The sequence below is a fragment of the Prosthecobacter fluviatilis genome (genome assembly GCF_042655725.1).
Taxonomy (GTDB): domain Bacteria; phylum Verrucomicrobiota; class Verrucomicrobiia; order Verrucomicrobiales; family Verrucomicrobiaceae; genus Prosthecobacter; species Prosthecobacter fluviatilis.
Genome location: NZ_JBHSMQ010000002.1, coordinates 148,177 through 167,643, shown reverse-complemented (window position 1 = coordinate 167,643; position 19,467 = coordinate 148,177). Strand labels below are relative to the sequence as shown.

Genomic DNA, 19,467 nt, shown 5'->3' with positions numbered 1-19,467 from the left:
TCGCTTGATGCGGCTCCGAGGCCTGTTGTTTTGGAGAACGCCGAAAGGTGCAGGGCGGCGAGACGCTCGGTCACGGAATCTTGAGCAACTCCTGCTCCGTCCAGGAATCGGTGCGTCGCGCTTCCTTTTCACGGACCGCTTTGAGAAAGTCCGGTGAGATGGGATCCGAACCGTGCTCCCACTCACGCCGGAGATAAGTGAGAATGGCCGCCAGAGGTTCATCGCCCAAAGCGCCCAGCGGAGGCATGTCGAGCTGGTAACGCCTCTTTTTGACCGTGATGTAGCCGCGCACACCGTGGAGGACAATGCGGCTGAGCCGTTCGGGCGAGCCATTGACCCATTCGGAATCAATCAGCGGTGGGGCGATGCCATCGAGGCCTGAACCACTTGGCTGATGGCAGCCAGCACAGATGCCGGAGTACAGCGCCTTGCCCATCTCAAAACGGCTCTGCTCATCTGCCGTTAGCGGGCGCGGCGGCTTGAACCCTGCGGGCGCAGGCTTGCCCGGCCAAGAAAGCATGTCCGCCACTTTTTCGGTGCCTGGAGTGTCGAGAAAAGCAGGCTTGGCTTCGAGCTTTACTTTCCGGCGTGTGAAGTCCGCCGCATTGGCGGTGAAGCCGGCGAGCAGCGTCTTGCGAGGCGTGGCCCCGGCCTTTTCCGCGAGTGCCAGCAACCGTGAGACACGGGCTGGATTGCGTTCGCTGGCCACACAGCCCGCCAGGCTTGGGATCAGAGCCTTGCCGCTTCCAGTGGCAAGGCAATGCTCCAGCAGCTCCAGCTCGCGGCCATTGACCCCGCTGAGGATGGCTTCGGTCAGATAAGGGTGATCCGGCACGCGGCTGGCCATCGCAGCCATGGCCAGATCGGCCGCCGGGTCCTGGCACTCGCCAAGCGTCAGCGCGATCTGAGTCTGCACCTGCGAATCCGGTTCGGTGGCGGATAGGGCGATGAGACTGGTCACCGCAGCGGCGCGCCCTTTCCCGGCCAGGAACACTTCAGCGATGCGCACGGCACTGTTGCGCACGCGGGCATCGACGTCAGCGAGCGCTGCCTCGATAACCGGCCAGGTGGTCTTGCCCATGCCATCGAGCGTCCACAAGGCATGCATGCGGCCGAGCGCGACATCGCCGCGCGTGAGAGCTTCCAGTGCGGACACAACCCCTGCATCCGCACGCTCAACAAGCAGGCGCTGGGCGGTTTCCCGGTGCCAGGAATTGGCATGCGCGAGGATGGGGACGAGCTCTGCATTGCCAAGCTTCGCCAGATTGGCTGCAGGACGTGTCCTAGCATTTTCAGGAACGATGCGCCAGATACGTCCCAGGCCGCGTGGATTCACCAGATCGTGCTCCTGGATATACTTTTCCAGATAGGGACTGAGGGAGATGCGGTGCTGGATGATGCCCCGGTAGAAGTCGATGACGTAAAGCGCTCCATCGGGTCCCGTGGTCATGCTCACAGGACGGAAGCGTTCATCCGTGGACGCGAGAAACTCACGCTTCTCGTAGGCCTCACGCGCCACGAGCTTCCCTTTCTCAAGGGTCATGATGTCCCGCTTCACCAGATGCAGGGCCGGCTCGCAGGCGAAGGCATTGCCCAGGGCATCTGCGGGGAAAAGATCGCCCCGGTAAATCCAGGGTGAGCACGCTGCGGTAAAGTTCTTCAGTTTGTGACCCGCCATGTTCTCAGGAATGTAGGCGCGGTTCGTGCCGGGGGTCACACGGATGGGCCACACGGCCTGGTTCACCGGCGGGTTGATGCGGCCTCCTGACTTCTCATAGTGCGGATTGCGCAGACGGTAATGGGAGGGCCACATGTCGCCCTGCAAGTGGCCCGAGTTGAAGTTGTAATAGAGACGGCCAAAGTCATCCTGACTGAGTCCATATTGACCGCGCATGGACGAGAGGCTGCGTTCGAAAGTGCCCGCGCCACGCCAGCGAAAACGTGCCGCGTATTCCGCAAAGTAGATCCAGTTGTCCAGCGCCCAAAGCGGCGAGTTCGCGCCATGTTCCGGGTTCGCCAGTTCGGGGCGGCCAGGGATGGTTTGTGCGCCAGCATCCTTCGCCACCTCGATCTTCTCATCCGCCTTGCCATCGCCATTCTTGTCCGGGCAATACCACAGCATCGGTGGCGCGCCCACCAGCGCGCCTTCGCCAATCGGCAGGACCGTTCGGGGCATGATGAGCTGATCGAGGAAGACCTTGCTTTGATCGAAGCGCCCGTCGCCATCGGTGTCCTTGAGAATCACGATCCGGCCCACCGGCTCATCCTCACGATTGCCCTGAATATCCGGCATGTACCCGAGCATCTCCACCACCCAGAGCCGCCCATCCGGACCAAACTGCGCAAAGATCGGATCCCCCACCAGCGGCTCACAGGCTGCCAGTTCCACCCGGTAGCCCGGTGCCACCTGGAAGGTTTTCAATTCCTCATCCGCAGACAAAGCCCGCGTAGGCGGAACAAGCTCCGCCGGCACCAGCGAGGGCGGCACATTCGCCATTGCGTCCCCATTTTGGGCGCAGACCGATGAGACAAAAAACAAGAAAGGCAGAGCGAGGATCCGGGAGAGAGGGGCACGTGTGAAATTCATGGGTGACTGCGAACGAGGCTACCATTGCCATACGGCCATACACCCTGCGATCTTCAGCATCATAAGCCAATCGCAGCATTCTAAGGGAGCGCGGGCACTCCCCTCGATCACCGCCTTCCGCGGACCTATCCCAAGCTCTTGCAGATCTCCGCATGCGCCGCCGCCACTGCCGGCGCATGCTTTCTCATCTTGGCATAGCGCACGGCAAAACTCCCCGGCTCCTCAGAGCCCAGGAGAAGATGCTTGGCATCCGCCACCAGTGCATCCATGCGCTCCTTGGTGACCGGCGGCTTCTCCTCCATCGCCTCGTCCATCATCACCACCAGCTGCGAAAGCTGCCTCAGCCACGCAAACCGCTCATGCTCCATGAGCAGCTTCAGAAACTCCATCGGCGACCGGATCTCATTTCCCTCTGCTTCATAGGCCGCACGTTCGGCATTCATGAGCAGCTTGTGGAGAGCGAGGAGATGATTGCGCAGAGTTGGCAGAGGATGGTCGTTCATGAGCGTTTCATACTGCAAGATGGCTACGCCTGCCAGAAACGAAAAAGCGCGGACTTTCGTCCGCGCTTTCGAAGGTCTCTGAGAACGCGTCGTCTTACTGATGATACTCCTGCAGCGCCCGCACCTGCACCTCGCTCTGCTGCAATGACTTGATCGCCCGCAGCGCCGCATCAGCACCACGCAGCGTCGTCATGATCGGAATGCGATTCTGCATGGAGGCGGTGCGGATCTTGATCTCATCCTCGCGCGGATTCTTGCCGCTCGGCGTATTGATCACCAGCGCCATGTCCTTGTTCTTCATCAGGTCAATGACATTCGGGCGCTGGCCGCTGGCCAGTTTGGGAAGGATGTTCACTGCAATGCCAGCCTCTTTGATCACACCACCGGTGCCGCTGGTGGCGTAGATGGTGAAGCCGAGATCGGCGTAGCCTTTGGCGATGCGGACCACGTTGGGGCGGTCGGCCTCTTTGACGCTGATGAAGACATTGCCCTTCGTCGGCAGGGTGCCGCCGGCGGCCATCTGGCTCTTGGCAAAGGCCATGCCGAGGTCGTCGTCGATGCCCATGACTTCGCCGGTGCTCTTCATTTCAGGACCCAGGATGATGTCCACGCCCAGGAACTTGCTGAAGGGGAACACGGCCTCCTTCACGCTGTGGTGCTTCGGCGTCACCTCCTCAGTGAAACCAAGCTCCTTCAGCGTCTTGCCTGCCATGATCTTGGCGGCCAGCTTCGGCAGCGGCACGCCGATGGCCTTGCTGACAAACGGCGCGGTGCGTGAGGCACGCGGATTCACTTCGATGACATACAGATCATCGCCCTTCACGGCGAGCTGCATGTTCATCAGGCCGCGCACGCCCAGGGCTTTGGCCAGCTTCTTCGCGGCATCACGAATGCGGTCCTGCATGGCCGCGCTGAGGCTGAAGGGAGGGATGACGCAGGCGCTGTCGCCGGAGTGGATGCCGGCCTCTTCGATGTGCTCCATGATGGCACCGATGACGGTGGTTTCGCCGTCGCTGATGCAATCAACATCCACCTCCGTGGCGTCTTCGAGGAAGCGGTCCACCAGCACGGGGCGGTCCGGCGTGGCTTCCACGGCGTTCTTCATGTAGTGGGTCAGCTCGGCATCGCTATAAACGATCTGCATGGCGCGGCCGCCGAGCACGAAGCTCGGGCGCACAAGGCTCGGGTAACCGATCTTCGCCGTGATGGCCAGCGCCTCCTCCAGCGAGGTGGCGGTGCCGCTCGGGGCCTGGTGCAATCCGAGATCGTCGAGCAGCTTGGCGAACATCTTGCGGTCTTCCGCCAGCTCAATGTTCTTCGGCGAGGTGCCGATGATTCGCACGCCGTTTTCTTCCAGGCCTTTGGCAAGGTTCAGCGGTGTCTGCCCACCGAACTGGACGATGACGCCGAGCACCTGGTCGTTGCGGTTTTCGCGCTCGTAGATGTTCAACACGTCTTCCAGCGTGAGAGGCTCGAAGTAGAGCTTGTCGGAGGTGTCGTAGTCGGTGGAGACGGTCTCGGGATTCGAGTTCACCATGATCGTCTCATAGCCCAGCTCACGCAGTGCGAAGCTGGCATGCACGCAGCAGTAGTCGAACTCGATGCCCTGCCCGATGCGGTTCGGGCCACCACCCAGAATCATGACCTTCTTCTTGTCATTGTCCCGCACCTCGTCCTCGACGCCATAGGTGCTGTAGTAGTAGGGCGTATACGCCTCGAACTCGGCCGCGCAGGTGTCCACAAGGCGGTAGGTGGGGGTAATGCCGTACTTTTTGCGGCCACTGCGAATGTAGCTTTCCTCCACGCCAAAGGCCTTGGCAATCTGCTTGTCAGAGAAGCCCTTGCGCTTCCAGTTACGCATCGCCGCGCTGAGCACCTGTGCCTTGCGTTCCTCCGTGCGCTCGGCCTCGGGAATGGCGTTGATGAGCGCCTCGCCGGATTGGCTAGGAATGGCCAGGCTCTCCTTCACAATCTCCTCAATCTGTCTCAGGAACCAGCGGTCAATCTTCGTCAGCTCAAAGACCTTGTCCACGCTCCAGCCTTTCGCAAAAGCCTGGCCGAGGAAGAAGATGCGCTCCGCGTTCGGCACCGTGAGCTTGGAGGTCAGCGTCTCGTCATCCACCTCCTTGTCGGCACCGTCGCCGATGAGGCCGAAGCGTTTGATCTCCAAACTGCGCAGGGCCTTCTGCAGGGACTCCTTGAACGTGCGGCCGATGGCCATGGCCTCGCCTACAGACTTCATCTGCGTGGTAAGAGTCTCATTGGCACCCGGGAACTTCTCAAACGTGAACCGCGGCACCTTGGTGACGACATAGTCGATGGACGGCTCAAACGAAGCCGGCGTCTCGCGGGTGATGTCGTTTTTCAGTTCGTCCAGCGTGTAGCCCACGGCCAGCTTGGCGGCGATCTTGGCGATGGGGAAGCCGGTGGCCTTGGAGGCCAACGCTGAGCTGCGGCTCACGCGCGGATTCATCTCAATGACGATCATGCGGCCCGTGTCCGGATGGATGGCGAACTGGATGTTTGAGCCCCCGGTTTCCACGCCGATCTCGCGGATGCAGGCAAACGAGAAGTCACGCATGATCTGGTACTCGCGGTCCGTCAGCGTCTGGATGGGTGCCACGGTGATGGAGTCACCCGTGTGCACGCCCATGGGGTCCAAGTTTTCGATGGAGCAGATGATCACGCAGTTGTCCGCCTTGTCGCGCATGACCTCCATTTCGAACTCCTTCCAGCCGAGAAGCGATTCCTCGATGAGTACTTCTGTCACAGGGGAGAGATCCAGACCGCTGGCAGTGATGGTTTCAAATTCTTCCTTGTTGTAAGCGATGCCGCCGCCTGTGCCACCCAGCGTGTAAGCAGGGCGGATGATGAGCGGCATGGTGCCGATCTGCTCGGCAATCGCACGGGCCTCTTCAATCGTATGGGCCACACCGGACTGCGGCAGGTCGAGGCCGATCTTCAGCATGGCGTTCTTGAAGAGCAGGCGGTCCTCCCCTTTTTCGATGGCGTCCGGCTTCGCGCCGATCATGCGCACGCCGTGTTTCTCCAAGGTGCCTGCACGGTGCAGGGACATGGCGCAGTTCAGCGCGGTCTGGCCACCCAGCGTGGGAAGCAGCACATCCGGCTTTTCCTTGATGATGATCTTCTCCACCATCTCGGGCGTGATCGGCTCGATGTAGGTGCGGAAGGCGAACTCCGGATCCGTCATGATCGTGGCGGGGTTCGAATTGATCAGCACCACCTCGTAGCCTTCCTCGCGCAGGGCCTTGCAGGCCTGGACGCCGGAATAGTCAAATTCACAGCCCTGGCCGATGACGATGGGGCCGGAACCGATGACGAGGATGCGATGGATGGTGGTGTCTTTGGGCATGGGGGAGGAGAAAAAATGACGAAATCCGGGTGCGGACTCCGAGTGTCGGAGATTTGGCGGGGTGTGAAAGCGTATGATTTGGGCGCTTTCGGAGCCTGGAGGAGAGGTCACAGCATCCTAATGCTGCGCCACGCGGGGCCGGAAAGCGCGGCATCTTGCACAGTCGATGCGGTGCGTCAAACGCAGGGGTGGAAAAGACGCGAAATAGCGGCCCCGAAGCGGGCTAAAAGCGCCTGTTTGGCACCCTCTGGCTCAATTCACCGATATTTTGACTCCGATGTTCTTGTAGGCGTCGGTCATTTCCTTTGCGATTTGTGAATAACTCCGTCCATCGAGGAGAAGATCGAGGTGCTTGAAGGGAGCGGTCTCGGGCTTCATGTCTGGCGGTGGAAAGCTGGTGGGGTAGCTGAAGCGGCCGTCCGGGAAGTGCTTGACCCGCGGATCCTTGAAAAAGGTGCGCAGAGCCTCGGTTTCGCCATAGACCGCGTCCATGAATTTGATGAAACGCGTGCCTTTTTTGTCGCCGTCCAGATGGCAGAAAAAGTACACCGCCAGCACAGAGCGGAAGTAAAGCTCCCCCATCTTCCGGTTGGTCGTGTTGGCAATGCCTGACCAGGTGCTGCGGTTCATCGTCAGGTGCTCTTCCAGATTGCCGATCTCGATGGCGTAGTCGCGCTTTTGCATCTCCTGGATGTGATCTTTCAGGCCCTTCTGGTGTGCGTCGGCGCGAAACTTGCCCGCATTGTAGGGCAGCATTTCCGTGTACTCCGCCGTGCCTTCGATGACCCACACGGGGAGGAAGGTGAGATAGGCGTCCATCACCTGATGGGTGATCTCATGGATCAGCGTGCCGCCGTCGTAGTTCTCATCCTTGGCGTAAGTCTTGCCCAGAAGCTTGAGGCCGATGCTTGGAAACGGCACGCGGAAGATCTTGTCCCCGCTCATGTACACGCCGCCTGAATTTTCAGGCCCGCCGGCGGCGATGTAGTCCTTCCGCGTCTCAAACAGCTCCGCCTTGTAGCGCTCAAAACCCTCCGGTGGCTGGCATACCACGCCCCAGGGCAGGGAGGAGACGAGTGTCTTGGTGGCTTCAAACGTCCGCGCCACCTCCTTCATCACAAGACCGGAGAGCTTGGCCTGGGAGGTGAATTCAAAACCCTCGGAGCGGTAAACGCAGTTCCGTGCCGCCACATTTTCCTCAACCACCTGAATTTCAATGGATTTGGTGGGGACCACCACATTTTCAGGCCAGGTGCGTTTCTCGATGGGAAGCCGGCTCGAGCTGGGAGCCATGACGGCAGGAGTGGCCCCCTGGGCGGTGGTTGGGGCAGGCGCGGTGGCTGCGCTCTGGCTCTTCACAAAGGCCTGATCCTCGGCGCACAGGCGGGAAAGCGCGAGCTGGTGCTCTTTGCCATCCGCCATTTTCAGGATGACGCTGTCTGCAGTAGCACTGACCAAGGCCGCCTGAATGATCCGGCCCTGCACATCTTTCCAGGGCCGTAAAACACCTTCCCCCGCATCTGCCTGCTCACTAAGCACAATCGTGCAGGCCATCATCAGAAAGATCCGGGAAGGGCGGAAGTTCATGCCTGATTTATACAATGACGGATGTTGATCACGCAAATGCTTCCTGTTTGAAAGCACGGAAAGGGTGCCATGGTACCCGGCCACGGGCGATAGCGCCCACCGCTGCCCCCTTCTTTTTCAATTTGTTATCTCATGTGCGGCTTTCTCGGATGGTTCCGTCTGCCAGACACGCCGTGGCGTGAGGAAGAGCGCGCCCTGCGGAGGCAGTCCCTTCAGATGATCCTGCATCGCGGCCCGGATGACCGCTCTGAAGCTGAAGGTGAAAGCTGGTGGATGGGCTTTCAGCGGCTCTCGATCCTGGATCTCAGCGACCACGGCCGTCAGCCCATGTCCCTGGGGGGCGGGAGGTTCACCCTCACCTTCAACGGAGAGATCTATAACTTCCGCGAACTGCGCCAGGGGCTCGGAGATGTGCACCTGCCATCCTCGGGAGACACTGCGGTGCTGGGAGCCCTGCTGGAGCGTGCACCGGTCGAAAAGGTGCTGGCCGAGCTGCGCGGCATGTTTGCTCTCGCGTGGCGGGACGCAGAGACCGGCTCCGTGGTGCTGGCACGCGATCACTTTGGCATCAAGCCCCTGTATTACTGCCTGAGCAGCACCGGTGAGCTGGTTTACGGCTCAGAGCTCCGCGCCGTGCGGAGGCTGGGAGGCGGGGAGCAGATCTCCCGCCTGGCCCTGACACAATACTTCCAGCGGGGTGCGGTGCAGAGCCCGGAAACCATGTTTGAAGACATGCACTGCCTGCCGCCGGGGCACCTCCTCCTGTGGCGGGCGGGCCGGATCGAAATCAGGCGCTGGTTTCAGCCGGCCTGGCCCGGACGCGAGGCCTGGGTGCATGATGTGGCAGAGCAGCGGCGCATGGTGCGCAGCGGCGTGCTGGCCAGCGTGAAGGCCCATCTGGTCTCTGATGTGCCGGTGGGTGTGTTTCTGAGCGGCGGGCTGGACTCCAGCCTTCTGGTGGCCTGCATGCGCGAGGCCGGCCAGCGGCACATCAAGGCATTCTCCATTGGCTATGAAGAAAACGCCGGGGTGCCGGACGAAACCGACGCTGCACGGCGCACGGCTGAGTATCTGGGCTGTGAGTTCGTACGCGAGCGGCTGACGGCAGCAGCGCTGGAGTCCCGCCTGGACAGCTATCTGGACCAGATGGATCAGCCGACAGGAGACGCGCTCAATACCTGGCTGGTCTCGCGGCTGGCCTCAGCCGAGGTCAAGGTGGCGCTCAGCGGGCTGGGGGCCGACGAGTGGTGGGCCGGGTACAATTACCACCGTCTCATCTCTGTGGCTGCCCGGTCACCGCTGCTAGCGGCCGGTGGCATCATCCGGGGCCTGGATTCCATGCTGCCGCAGGGCGTGCGCGGCCACAGGGCCTGGAAGCTGCTTTTTTACGCCCTGGGTGGTGCAGGACGCAACGTGCGCGAATGGCAGTCCTTTGGCCGCACCATCATGCCGCCAGGTCAGGTGGCACGACTGCTGCAGGGAGATTTCGAGATGCCTGCCCCTGCGGAGCTCGAGCCTCAGTCAAAGGATCCGTGGCTGCATGAGCTCCTCCTGCGTGAAACCGAGACCTATCTGGCCAACACCCTGCTGCGGGACAATGACGTGATGAGCATGGCTCACTCGCTGGAACTGCGCGTCCCCCTTGTGGACAGGGAGGTTTTCGCGCTCGCCGGACGGCTGCCCCCGGACGCCAAGCTGGACGCACTGGGGGGCAAACGCGTGCTGCGGGAGGCCTTCCGCAGCCTGCTGCCCCCGCAGATCTACGATGACCGCCAGAAGAAAACTTTCACCCTCCCACTGATGAAGTGGATGCGGCTGCCCAAATGGCAGGAGCGCATCCGCGACACGCTGGATTCCCGGCGCTGCCGAGACCGCGGCTGGGTAAACGAGACGCAGAAGAGGGAAATATGTGAAAAATACTTCAGCAGCAGCCTCGAGTCCACGGCCGCATGGCCGTTGAGTCAGCGCGTTTGGATGCTATACGTGCTCGAGGAATGGGCGCGACGAAACTACGACGAAACGAGGAACCACCGATGACCACGGGGGTTTTGCAGGTGTTTAACCGCTACCTTTCCCCTGGTGGAGAAGAGATGAGTGTGGAGCGCATCTTCCAGCATCTCAGTGCCCGGCACGATATGTCCCGGTGCTTCTTCGACAGCGCCGAGTGGAAAAACGCGGACGCGCCTGGAGCCGCAGGTCAGCTGAAGCGGCTCTTTTACAATAAAGAGTCGCGTGCACGCTTCGAGGCCGCGCTGGATGCCAGCGGAGCCAGCGCCGCCTTGTTTCACAACATCTTCCCCGTTGGGTCCCCTTCCCTGTACCATGCCGCTCTGCAGCGCCGCCTCCCCGTGGTGCAGTACCTGCACAATTACCGGCCGTTTTCAGTCGGCGGCACACTGCATGCAGACGGCAGGCTGGTGCAGGACGCGATCTACGGCAGCTACTGGAAGGAAGTCCTCGCAGGCGCATGGCAGGGCTCGGTGGTAAAAAGCGCCGTCTTCGCAGTCATGCTCAAGGCCCTGCACCGCAGCGGCTGGCTGCAAAGCGTGAAGGCATGGATCGCCATTTCGGATTTCATGCGGCAGAAACTGGTCAGCGCCGGAGCCCTGCCGGAGGCGCGTGTCCATACCCTGCGCCACGCCTGGGATGCCATGCCCCATCCCCCTGCCGTGGAGGATGCGGGCTATTACCTTTTCATGGGTCGTCTGGTGGACAACAAGGGGGTCGTTCCGCTCCTCGATGCCTGGGATGCCCTGCGTGCGCAGCTCGGCAAGAAGACCCCTCCGCTGCACATCGCAGGCGAGGGCCCGCTCAGCGATGCCGTGCAGCAGCGTATCCGCACCAACCCCTACATCGGCCAGCTCGGCCACACCGGCGGGGAGACCAAGCGCGAGGCGCTGCGGCGCTGCCGGGCCGTGATCGTGCCCTCCACATGGTGGGAACCCCTGGGCCTCGTCGTCTATGAGGCCTATGATTACAGCAAGCCCGTGCTCGCCGCAAAGTCCGGCGGTCTGAGTGAGACCGTCCGGCACGATGTCACCGGACTGCTGCATGAGCCGGGTGATGTCCAGGGCATCGTCCATGATGTGCTGGCCATGGAAGCCACCCCTGCCACAGCTCGCCTCGTCATGGGCAGCGCGGGACGGCAATGGCTGCTGCGAGAGACCAGCCCTCGAGCCTGGCTGAACCGCTTCGAGGAAATTTTGGCTGGAGCCCTCGCAGCCTAGACCGCCATGCGGTGCAGCCGGAAAGCCGCCCTCATGCGGCATAGCCCGCAGGAACCAGCTTACTGCATGATCGTCACCCGTGCGCCCATCGGGGCATGCTGGAAGATCGTCTCGGCCATGTTCATCGGCAGGCGGATGCAGCCATGCGACGCCGGGGAACCAGGATGAGGAATCGCCCCCGCATGCAAGCCCACTCCGTAGCCGGTAATACGCATCCAGTAGGGCATCTTCGCACCCACGAAATGGCAGCCTGGCGGTATGCTTGACACGCCCGCAGTGGCGTTGCTGTTCACCACATCGCCATTGCTGTCCACGATCATGCCATAGCGATTGGAGCGCTTGTTCACAATTTTTTCCATGATGTGGAAGGTTCCGGTCGGAGAAGCGAAGCCGCTGCGCCCGGTGGCGACGTAGGTCCACCCCACATTTTCACCGCCTTTGAAAAGATACGCCTTCTGCTCGCTGAGGTCGATGTTCACACTCAGCGGGCCTGGCTTGCTGCTGCCATTCCACACATACATCACCGGCTGCGAGGCAAGCGCTGGCATGATCATCATGGGACGCCGAACCATTTCCGTGCGCGACGAGAACAAGGGCAACTCTGGCAAAGAGCACTGCGACAGCAGCAGTGCACTGGCGATGGAAATGAAAAGGCGTGTGGCTTTCATAGCAGGCACAATTTTATGAGCACGTACTGCGCCCGTGCAACCTGCCAGCCTGAAGTTACAGCCAGTTTAAATTTCACTGGTTTCGCTGATTCCAGTAAATCTTAACATTCTTGCTGCGACGACCTGCTCCGATGATTTCCAAGTCATGATCTCCATCCAGATCTGCACAAACGGCATCTTCACAGGCCATGCCGCCATCGTCGATGAAGGCTTCCTGCCAGCCGTTGCCATCCTCTTTCGTCGTCCAGAACAGCTTCACCGCCACCTTGCCAATCTTCTGCTGCGCACGCCAGCCCACCACGATCTGGCGGTTGTTCAGGCCCAGCAGGTCATGCGTGGCGATGGCATGCCCATCGACGAGCTGATCACTGAGCACATGGCGCTGCCACTCACCGTTTTTGGGCCCTTCCGGCTTCGGGGTGTAAATCACCAGCTTGTCTCCGTGCATCGGCTCAATCGTCGTCACATACGGCTGCCCGCCGGCAAACGCACCGTAGCGCACCTCACCCGCGCCCAGCAGTTCGGTGGAGTCTTTGGGGTGCTTGGTTATCCAGTGCTCCTTCCAGCCGTTGTCGGTCGGGTCCAGCCGCACCACGCCTTCACGTCCGGCCAGCAGCAGGCTTTCCGCTTCCGTGCCCGGCGCCGGAATGATGTCGAGGTTATGCGTCTTGTGCATCGTCCCCTGCACCAGCGTGGTGTTCCACTCCTTGCGCGGATCCTCCGGCATGTGGTAGGCCAGCACACGCACCCCCTCTCCCTCTCCGTTTTTGTCATTGCCACGGCCATGCAGCGGCACCACCACGAGGTCATAACGTCCGCCCCGGTTGCGCACCCACTTCATGCGGTGCGTCGTCGGCTCGTGCGTCAGCCGCACCGGCTCCCATTTCTGAGTGCGGTCCTTTGGCGGGATCAGATAAAACACGGCTCCGCTTCCCACGGTGTCTCCCGGATTCCACTCCGCCCCCACGGCGATCTCGCACTTGCCGTCGCCATTGATGTCACGCGCTGCGATGCACACATGGTCTTTCTCCGTCAGTTGCTCGGCGATGATGTGCTTCTTCCATGTTGGGTTTTCGTACCAGACGATCACCTTGCTGTCCGCCAGCAGGATGTCCGTGCGTCCGTCACCGTTCACATCCGCCACAGCCAGACCGTAGCCGACCCCCACAGCATCGTCGATCTGCTGCTCTTTGAAATTCGGAGTCTGCGCCTGAGCGGCTGCGGCGAGGAGAAAGGCAAGTAGCAACGTTTTGTTCATGATCACCCAGCCTAGACGTAAACGCTGGAGGGAATCAATCTCACAAACTCACACCTCCTCGACTTTCCGCCGCCAGCGCATCCCCAGTGCCACGCTCCACTGATACTTCCGCGCGTGCTCGCGGATCAGAAACGGCATGTCCACCGTCTTGCTGAGGTCGAAGTGCGGCTCCAGCAAAGACGTCAGCCACTCGCGCGTCGAGCCCTGCGGCCAGTTGCCGCGCGGCGTGAATTCTTCCAGCCAGGTGCACGGCGTGGTCAGCAGGAGCTGCCCACCCGGACGCACCAGCTGGGGCAGGCGCTCGATGAGCTTCAGCGGGTCGGTAAGCCGGCAGAGCAGATTGGCCGCATGCACGATGTCGTAATCGCCAAGATCGCTGCGCAGGTTCATGGCGTCGCCTTGTTCAAAGCGCACACGGTCGCGCCGCAGATTTTCCGGCACGCGTGCCACGAGCGCCGTCCTGGCGCTGCCTTCGTCCACACGCTCGTAAGGCATGCGGCCTTCACGTGCCAGCGTCGCAGCAGCATCCACAAAGCTTTGCGAATAATCAATGCCCAGCACGCTGACACCAAAATTCGCCAGCTCGAAGCTCGACCTCCCGACCGCGCAGCCGAGATCCAGAGCCACAGCCTCGCACGGTGTGCGCGGCAGGTCGATCAGCTCCATGACCGTGCGAACTGGGAAACCCAGCGCCTCACGCGGGCCGCTCTCCCAAGGCAACACCTCGGAGGGCTGGCCGTAGTGGAAGAGCAGATATTCGTCGAGCAGCCGACGCGTTTCGTAGATGTTCATCAGGATGGCTTATTCGGCGGCCAGAGCTTCCAGCAGATATTTCGAAGGCTGGAAATGCTCGTTCAGCACGGTGACCTTGCCATCGCGGAACATGCGCGTCTGCTTGATGTCAAAGTTCGGCGTCTTGTGCGGCGCGAAGAGGATGTCGTCATGCGTCGCATTCTGGTGCCGCTTGAACTGCGCGGGGGTGATGTGTCCGCCCAGATGATCGTCGCGCCCTGTGGCCAGATGGCAGGTGCCGAGCACCTTTTCATCCTGAATGTCGGCACCGGAAACCGGCAGCACTTGCGTGCCAAAACCCAGCTCGCCAAGCACACCGGTCATGGGATCATCCGCCAGCTTGGCGTTGTGCTCGTCGATGGTGCTCTGATTGCCGGCAATGAGCTCGGCCTTGATGATGCAGCCCTTGGTGACCGTGAGCTTGCCCAGTGTGCCATCTTCGTACTTCAGCGGGAAAGTACCCTCGGCGCCCGTCGGCACAAAGTACACCTCGCCAGCAGGCAGGTTGGCAATGTCCGGCGCATCTCCCTGGCAGAGTCCGTGGCTCTTCTGTGCCTCCTGCTGAGCAAGCTCAAGGCGCACCGTCATGTCGGGGCCGTTTTCCACCGTGAAATCAATTTCCACCGCGTCCGCACGCGTCATCGCTTTGCGCAGCTTTTCGGCATCCTTGCTCACGACTTCATAATCGACGGCAAGACCGGAGTTGAGGATGACATCATTCACCCCGTGCAGAGTCGCGCCGCGGAAGCCATACTGCTTGGCAAAGGCTGTCAGCGGAGCCGTGGCAGAGAAGGTTGAGATGCAGAGGATGATGTCGTAGCTGGGATAGATGTCTTTCTCCAAGCTCAGCTCCTTGCCGCTCATGTCTACGCAAAGGTCAGGCAGGTCCAGGTTGCTTCCGGTCGTCTGCTGGTAGGCAAACATCTCGCCGCCCTGCAGCGCCAGTTCTTCGGCCACGCCGTTTTTCAGCCCCTGGTAGAAGTGGTCATGCGCACGCTTCTGAATGGGGCGCGCAGGATTTTTCAGGAACGCGTAATCTTTGGCTTCGGCGAGATCCGGCAGGTCGATGAGGATGCAGATCTTGCGGCCAAAGGTGGGTTTGAAAACGGTACCAAGCAGGCGCGCGAGATCAAACTTGGGGAACTGACGCCCTTGGGCAGTGGTTTGGACGGTGGTCATGGGAGCAGCGATCATAGTCATGGGAGAGTGTCAGGCAAATACGCCCTGCATTTTCAGGCGGATTCACAGAACTGCTCACCGGCTTCATGAGATCTGGTCCCATAACAATTTGGCCACCATCGCAAATACCACCGCGATGAAGATGACCCGTATGAACGGCGCACCATGCCGGATGGCCATTCCAGCCCCCAGCCGCCCGCCGATGAGCTGTCCTGCAATCATCACAGCCGCGATTTCATAATGAACCCGCGCGTAGAAAACGAAGATGACCAGCGAGGCCATGTTGCTTGTGAGATTCACGACCTTGGTGAAGGCCGTGGCACGTGTCAGTTCCAGGCCCAGCAGTGAGATGCAGGCCAGCGCCCAGAAGGCTCCCGTGCCGGGGCCAAAGAAACCGTCATAAAATCCCAGCACGCCTCCCGCCAGGCAGGCAAAAGCACCGATTTTTAATCGTGCGTGCGCAGCTGTTTTTCCCAGCCCGGGGCTGAGCAGCACATACAACGCAATGCCGAGCAGCATCCATGGCACGATCATTTTCAGCACAGCGTTGCTGATCAGCGTCACCACCCACGCACCGGCCATGGCGGAAACAAAAGTGATCAGCGCCGTCAGCCGCACCTGCGGCCACGACACCAGACCCGCCTTGGCATACTTCCGCACCGCCATCAGGGTGCCCCAAACAGCCTGCATCTTATTCGTCCCCAGCGCCATCTGCGGCGGCAGCCCGGCCCACAGCAACGCAGGCAGCGAGATCAGCCCGCCACCGCCCGCAATCGCATCGATGAATCCACCGCTCAGCCCGGCGGCAAATAGAAGACAGATCGTCTCCCCGCTCATGACTTGCGGCCCAGGATGCGGTCCAGCGAATCCGAGGTCTGGTAGATCAGCGCCTCCGGATAATGGGCATACGGATGGAAGTATTCGAAGGTGAGAAAGCCCTCATAGCCGGTGTCAGCCAGCGCATCCGTCACCGCAGGCCAGTTGGTGGTGCCATCGAGAAGCGGGCGGAAGGTCTCCAGGCTGAAGTCGGTGCCCTTCTTGGTAAACTCCTTCAGGTGCACGTTCTTCGTGCGCTTGCCCAGCACCTTGGCCCAGTGCTCGGGAAACTGGAACATGCTGATGTTTCCGGTGTCAAAATGCACGCGCACATGCTCGCTGCCAAAGCTGTCCACAAAGGCGTTCATCTCCATCGGTGTCATGAGGTAGCCGTTGAAAAAGATGTTCTCAATGTTCAGGCAAACCTTCAGCTTCTCCGCCTGCTTCGCCAGCTGCCCCACGGCTTCGCGGGCGCGCTGGTCGCACACGTCATTCGCCACCGGCTCATGGTCCGTGCGCCACGGGATGTGCACCGCGCCTGGCACCACGAGCACGTTTTCCACACCGAGGTCGTGCGCGCATTGCGCGATCTTTCCCGCCAGCTCCATCCCCTGCGCGCGTTTGGCGGGGTCATTGCTCGTCAGCGGATAGGGCCAGAAAAGAAATGAGCACAGCCCACTGATCCGGATGCCGATCTCATCCGCCATCTTGCGAATTTTGACGTAGTCCGCCGTGCCGTGCTTCGGAGAGAGATCATTGTCGAGATCGTAGTTCAGCTCGATGCCGTCGAATCCCGCATCCTTCGCCAGTTGCATGCACTCCCGCAGCGTCATGCGCTCAGGATACGGAAAGGCCCAAAGGTTGATCGACTTCAGCATGTTGTATTTCTTCACCGCTCCCCGCCGCGCATCAGGCGCAGCCGCAGGTGCTGCACGCACCGGCTCAAAGGCAAGCGCCCCCAGCCCCACCGAGGCGATGGTGGCTTTCAGGGCGTCACGGCGGGAAAGAATGTCGGCAGGTGGATTCATGGTTTGATGCAATCAGAACCAGCAAACGAAGGCAAGAGGAAGAAACTCACCGCGTCTCGCAAGATCAGACGAGCAGGATGCGCTTGCCTTTGACTCCTGGATTTGGAGAATCGCCCTTCTCATGAAACTGCTCCTTCCTGTCTTTTTCGCCGCACTCACCCTTTCCGCCGCCGAGTCCGGCGCACCAGTCGGCAAGTTTCAGCAGCTCGACCCCTCCATCCCCACACCGTCCCCGCAGCGCAATGCCTCTGGCGCACCCGGCACCGCCTACTGGCAAAACCGCGCCGACTATGACATCAACGTCGAGCTCGACGATGTGAAACGCACCATCAAAGGAGAGGCGACTGTCACCTACCACAATCTCTCACCGGACCCGCTGACTTACCTCTGGGTGCAGCTGGATCAAAATTTCCTGTCTCACTCCGCAGACTCCCGCGCCGTGCCAAATATCAAGCGCGGCATTGACCCGTCCAAGATCACCTACTCCGCACTGGACCGCCTGCTGGCCTATGAAGACTACGACGGCGAAATGAAGATAAGCAAACTCACCGATGCCAAAGGCGGCGCGCTGCCGCATGCCGTGGTGAAAACCATGCTGCGCATCGACTTGAACGAACCGCTGGCCGCCGGAGCCGACTTTGTCTTCAAGATCGCCTGGAGCTACCCCATCAACGACTGCGAACGCATCAATGCGCGCACCGGCTACGAGTTCTTCAAAGAGGACGGCAACACCATCTACACCATCGCCCAGTGGTTCCCGCGCATGGCCGCCTACACCGACTATGCAGGCTGGATCAACAAGCAGTTCCTCGGCACCGGCGAGTTCACGCTCGAATTCGGCAACTACAAAGTCAGCCTGACCACACCGGACGACCACATCGTGGCCGCCACCGGAACCTTGCAGAATCCGGAGGCCGTCCTGACCAAGACGCAGCGCGACCGCCTCCTGCAGGCTGAAAAAGAAAAGCGCAAACCCGTCTTCATCGTCACGCCAGACGAGGCCAAAGCCGCCGAAAAGAGCAAGCCCAAGGGAAAAAAGACCTGGATCTTTCAGGCCGACAACGTCCGCGATTTTGCCTTCGCCTCCTCACGCAAATTCATCTGGGATGCCATGGCCGTGGAAGGCGCCAGCGTCAAAGGCAAGCCGGTGATGGCGATGTCCCTCTACCCCAAGGAAGGCATGCCATTGTGGGACAAATATTCCACGCACGCCATCGCACACACCATCCAGGTCTATTCACGCTACACCTTCGAGTACCCCTATCCAGTCGCGTGGTCGGTCAACGGCCCCATCGGCGGCATGGAGTACCCCATGATCTGCTTCAACGGCCCACGCCCCGAAAAAGACGGCACCTATCCCGAAAAAACCAAGTATGCTCTCATCGGCGTGGTCATCCATGAGGTCGGGCACAACTACTTCCCCATGATCGTGAACAGCGACGAGCGGCAGTGGACCTGGATGGACGAAGGCCTGAACTCTTTTGTCGAGTTCCTCACGGAGGAGGAATGGGAAAACGACTGGAAGCACCGCCGCAACGAGCGCGGCATGGTGGACTACATGCGCCTCAAGGACCGCGTGCCCGTGATGACGAATTCGGAATCCATCGCCGATCTCGGCCCCAATGCCTACGGCCAGCCCACCGTGGCCCTCAACATCCTGCGGGAGCACATCCTCGGCCGCGAGGCTTTTGATCACGCCTTCAAGACCTACGCCAAACGCTGGATGTTCAAGCGCCCCACCCCTTCCGATTTCTTCCGCACCATGGAGGAGGCCAGCGGTGTGGACCTGGACTGGTTCTGGCGCGGCTGGTTTTACAGCACCGACCACGTGGATGTCTCCATCGATGAAGTGAAATGGCTCCAGCTCGACTCACGCGATCCCGCCATCGAAAAACCAAAAAAGAAAAAGGAGGAGGATGAGCTGCCCAAAACCCTCACACGCGAGCGCAACTACTCGCTCTCCAAGCGCATTGACCGCTATCCTGAGCTCAAAGACTTCTACGACAGCTACGACAAGGCCACCGTGCTGCCGAGCGAGAAGAAAAAATTCGAGTCTCTCATCAAGGAGCTCAAGGAGGAAAAGATCGATCCCGCATTGCTGCAGACCAAGCACAACTTCTACCTCATCGAGTTCAGCAACGTCGGCGGCCTCGTCACGCCGGTCATCTTGAAAGTGGAGTACACCGATGGCAGCAGCGAGGAGCTCAGCCTCCCCGCTGAAATCTGGCGCTTCAACACTGAAAAAGCCGCCAAGCTCCTCTTCACCAAAAAGGAGCTGAAATCTGTCACCTTCGACCCCCGCCAGGAACTCGTGGACACCGACATCGAAAACAACCACTGGCCGCGCCGCCCTGTGAAGAGCAAGTTTCAGCTCTACAAGGACGACAAGCCCGTGAACCCCATGCGCGAACTGACCAAGCCGGAGAAGGAAGACGAAAAGAAATAAACG

General features: G+C 60.6%; 13 protein-coding genes. 3 read left to right on the top strand and 10 right to left on the bottom strand.

What is annotated here, in order from left to right; genetic code table 11:
- Positions 1 to 70: 70 nt before the first annotated feature.
- From ACFQDI_RS05880 to ACFQDI_RS05865, 4 genes are all read right to left on the bottom strand, one after another.
- Complete coding sequence (locus ACFQDI_RS05880) at positions 71 to 2,587, bottom strand: DUF7133 domain-containing protein (RefSeq protein ID WP_377164404.1); 2,517 nt, start codon at positions 2,585 to 2,587, stop codon at positions 71 to 73.
- Positions 2,588 to 2,712: 125 nt separating this feature from the next.
- Entirely contained in the window at positions 2,713 to 3,090 is a 378-nt protein-coding gene (locus ACFQDI_RS05875; protein WP_377164402.1) for a hypothetical protein, read from the bottom strand.
- A gap of 94 nt (positions 3,091 to 3,184) precedes the next feature.
- Positions 3,185 to 6,463: a carbamoyl-phosphate synthase large subunit gene (carB, locus tag ACFQDI_RS05870; RefSeq protein WP_377164400.1), complete on the bottom strand. Its 3,279-nt coding sequence runs from the start codon at positions 6,461 to 6,463 to the stop codon at positions 3,185 to 3,187.
- A gap of 252 nt (positions 6,464 to 6,715) precedes the next feature.
- Positions 6,716 to 8,050 (bottom strand): hypothetical protein, encoded by a 1,335-nt coding sequence (locus ACFQDI_RS05865; RefSeq protein ID WP_377164398.1) that lies wholly within the window; start codon positions 8,048 to 8,050, stop codon positions 6,716 to 6,718.
- 132 nt (positions 8,051 to 8,182) lie between these two features.
- Here ACFQDI_RS05865 and asnB point away from each other — a divergent pair, with 132 nt between their 5' ends.
- Together asnB and ACFQDI_RS05855 are read left to right on the top strand one after the other, a co-directional pair.
- Positions 8,183 to 10,087, top strand: coding sequence for an asparagine synthase (glutamine-hydrolyzing) (asnB, locus tag ACFQDI_RS05860; protein ID WP_377164396.1), 1,905 nt, complete (start codon positions 8,183 to 8,185; stop codon positions 10,085 to 10,087).
- Positions 10,088 to 10,185: 98 nt separating this feature from the next.
- Positions 10,186 to 11,277, top strand: a complete 1,092-nt coding sequence (locus ACFQDI_RS05855; RefSeq protein WP_377164394.1) for a glycosyltransferase family 4 protein — start codon at positions 10,186 to 10,188, stop codon at positions 11,275 to 11,277.
- Positions 11,278 to 11,336: 59 nt separating this feature from the next.
- Here ACFQDI_RS05855 and ACFQDI_RS05850 read toward each other — a convergent pair whose 3' ends face one another.
- From ACFQDI_RS05850 to ACFQDI_RS05825, 6 genes are all read right to left on the bottom strand, one after another.
- Positions 11,337 to 11,825, bottom strand: a complete 489-nt coding sequence (locus tag ACFQDI_RS05850; RefSeq protein WP_377164392.1) for a L,D-transpeptidase family protein — start codon at positions 11,823 to 11,825, stop codon at positions 11,337 to 11,339.
- 193 nt (positions 11,826 to 12,018) lie between these two features.
- Positions 12,019 to 13,203, bottom strand: coding sequence for an FG-GAP repeat domain-containing protein (locus ACFQDI_RS05845; protein WP_377164390.1), 1,185 nt, complete (start codon positions 13,201 to 13,203; stop codon positions 12,019 to 12,021).
- A gap of 48 nt (positions 13,204 to 13,251) precedes the next feature.
- Entirely contained in the window at positions 13,252 to 13,995 is a 744-nt protein-coding gene (locus ACFQDI_RS05840) for a putative 4-mercaptohistidine N1-methyltransferase (protein WP_377164388.1), read from the bottom strand.
- 9 nt (positions 13,996 to 14,004) lie between these two features.
- Positions 14,005 to 15,174: a M29 family metallopeptidase gene (locus ACFQDI_RS05835; RefSeq protein WP_377164386.1), complete on the bottom strand. Its 1,170-nt coding sequence runs from the start codon at positions 15,172 to 15,174 to the stop codon at positions 14,005 to 14,007.
- Positions 15,175 to 15,258: 84 nt separating this feature from the next.
- On the bottom strand, positions 15,259 to 16,011 hold the full coding sequence (locus ACFQDI_RS05830) for a TSUP family transporter (protein ID WP_377164384.1): 753 nt from the start codon (positions 16,009 to 16,011) through the stop codon (positions 15,259 to 15,261).
- Positions 16,008 to 17,018 carry a sugar phosphate isomerase/epimerase family protein gene (locus tag ACFQDI_RS05825; protein ID WP_377164382.1) on the bottom strand — a complete coding sequence of 337 codons (1,011 nt, stop codon included), beginning with the start codon at positions 17,016 to 17,018 and terminating at the stop codon, positions 16,008 to 16,010. Before ACFQDI_RS05825 ends, ACFQDI_RS05830 begins: the two co-directional genes overlap by 4 nt.
- Before the next feature lie 121 nt (positions 17,019 to 17,139).
- Between ACFQDI_RS05825 and ACFQDI_RS05820 the strand changes: the two genes are divergently transcribed.
- Positions 17,140 to 19,464, top strand: coding sequence for a M1 family metallopeptidase (locus tag ACFQDI_RS05820; RefSeq protein WP_377164380.1), 2,325 nt, complete (start codon positions 17,140 to 17,142; stop codon positions 19,462 to 19,464).
- Positions 19,465 to 19,467 lie beyond the last annotated feature (3 nt).

Excerpts from the sequence above, each read along its gene's own strand:
- asnB (WP_377164396.1), top strand. The coding sequence starts at position 8,183 with ATGTGCGGCTTTCTCGGATGGTTCCGTCTGCCAGACACGCCGTGGCGT.
- ACFQDI_RS05880 (WP_377164404.1), bottom strand. The coding sequence starts at position 2,587 with ATGAATTTCACACGTGCCCCTCTCTCCCGGATCCTCGCTCTGCCTTTC.
- ACFQDI_RS05825 (WP_377164382.1), bottom strand. The coding sequence starts at position 17,018 with ATGAATCCACCTGCCGACATTCTTTCCCGCCGTGACGCCCTGAAAGCC.
- ACFQDI_RS05835 (WP_377164386.1), bottom strand. The coding sequence starts at position 15,174 with ATGACCACCGTCCAAACCACTGCCCAAGGGCGTCAGTTCCCCAAGTTT.
- ACFQDI_RS05830 (WP_377164384.1), bottom strand. The coding sequence starts at position 16,011 with ATGAGCGGGGAGACGATCTGTCTTCTATTTGCCGCCGGGCTGAGCGGT.
- ACFQDI_RS05840 (WP_377164388.1), bottom strand. The coding sequence starts at position 13,995 with ATGAACATCTACGAAACGCGTCGGCTGCTCGACGAATATCTGCTCTTC.
- ACFQDI_RS05865 (WP_377164398.1), bottom strand. The coding sequence starts at position 8,050 with ATGAACTTCCGCCCTTCCCGGATCTTTCTGATGATGGCCTGCACGATT.
- ACFQDI_RS05855 (WP_377164394.1), top strand. The coding sequence starts at position 10,186 with ATGTCCCGGTGCTTCTTCGACAGCGCCGAGTGGAAAAACGCGGACGCG.
- ACFQDI_RS05820 (WP_377164380.1), top strand. The coding sequence starts at position 17,140 with ATGAAACTGCTCCTTCCTGTCTTTTTCGCCGCACTCACCCTTTCCGCC.
- ACFQDI_RS05845 (WP_377164390.1), bottom strand. The coding sequence starts at position 13,203 with ATGAACAAAACGTTGCTACTTGCCTTTCTCCTCGCCGCAGCCGCTCAG.
- ACFQDI_RS05850 (WP_377164392.1), bottom strand. The coding sequence starts at position 11,825 with ATGCCAGCGCTTGCCTCGCAGCCGGTGATGTATGTGTGGAATGGCAGC.
- carB (WP_377164400.1), bottom strand. The coding sequence starts at position 6,463 with ATGCCCAAAGACACCACCATCCATCGCATCCTCGTCATCGGTTCCGGC.
- ACFQDI_RS05875 (WP_377164402.1), bottom strand. The coding sequence starts at position 3,090 with ATGAACGACCATCCTCTGCCAACTCTGCGCAATCATCTCCTCGCTCTC.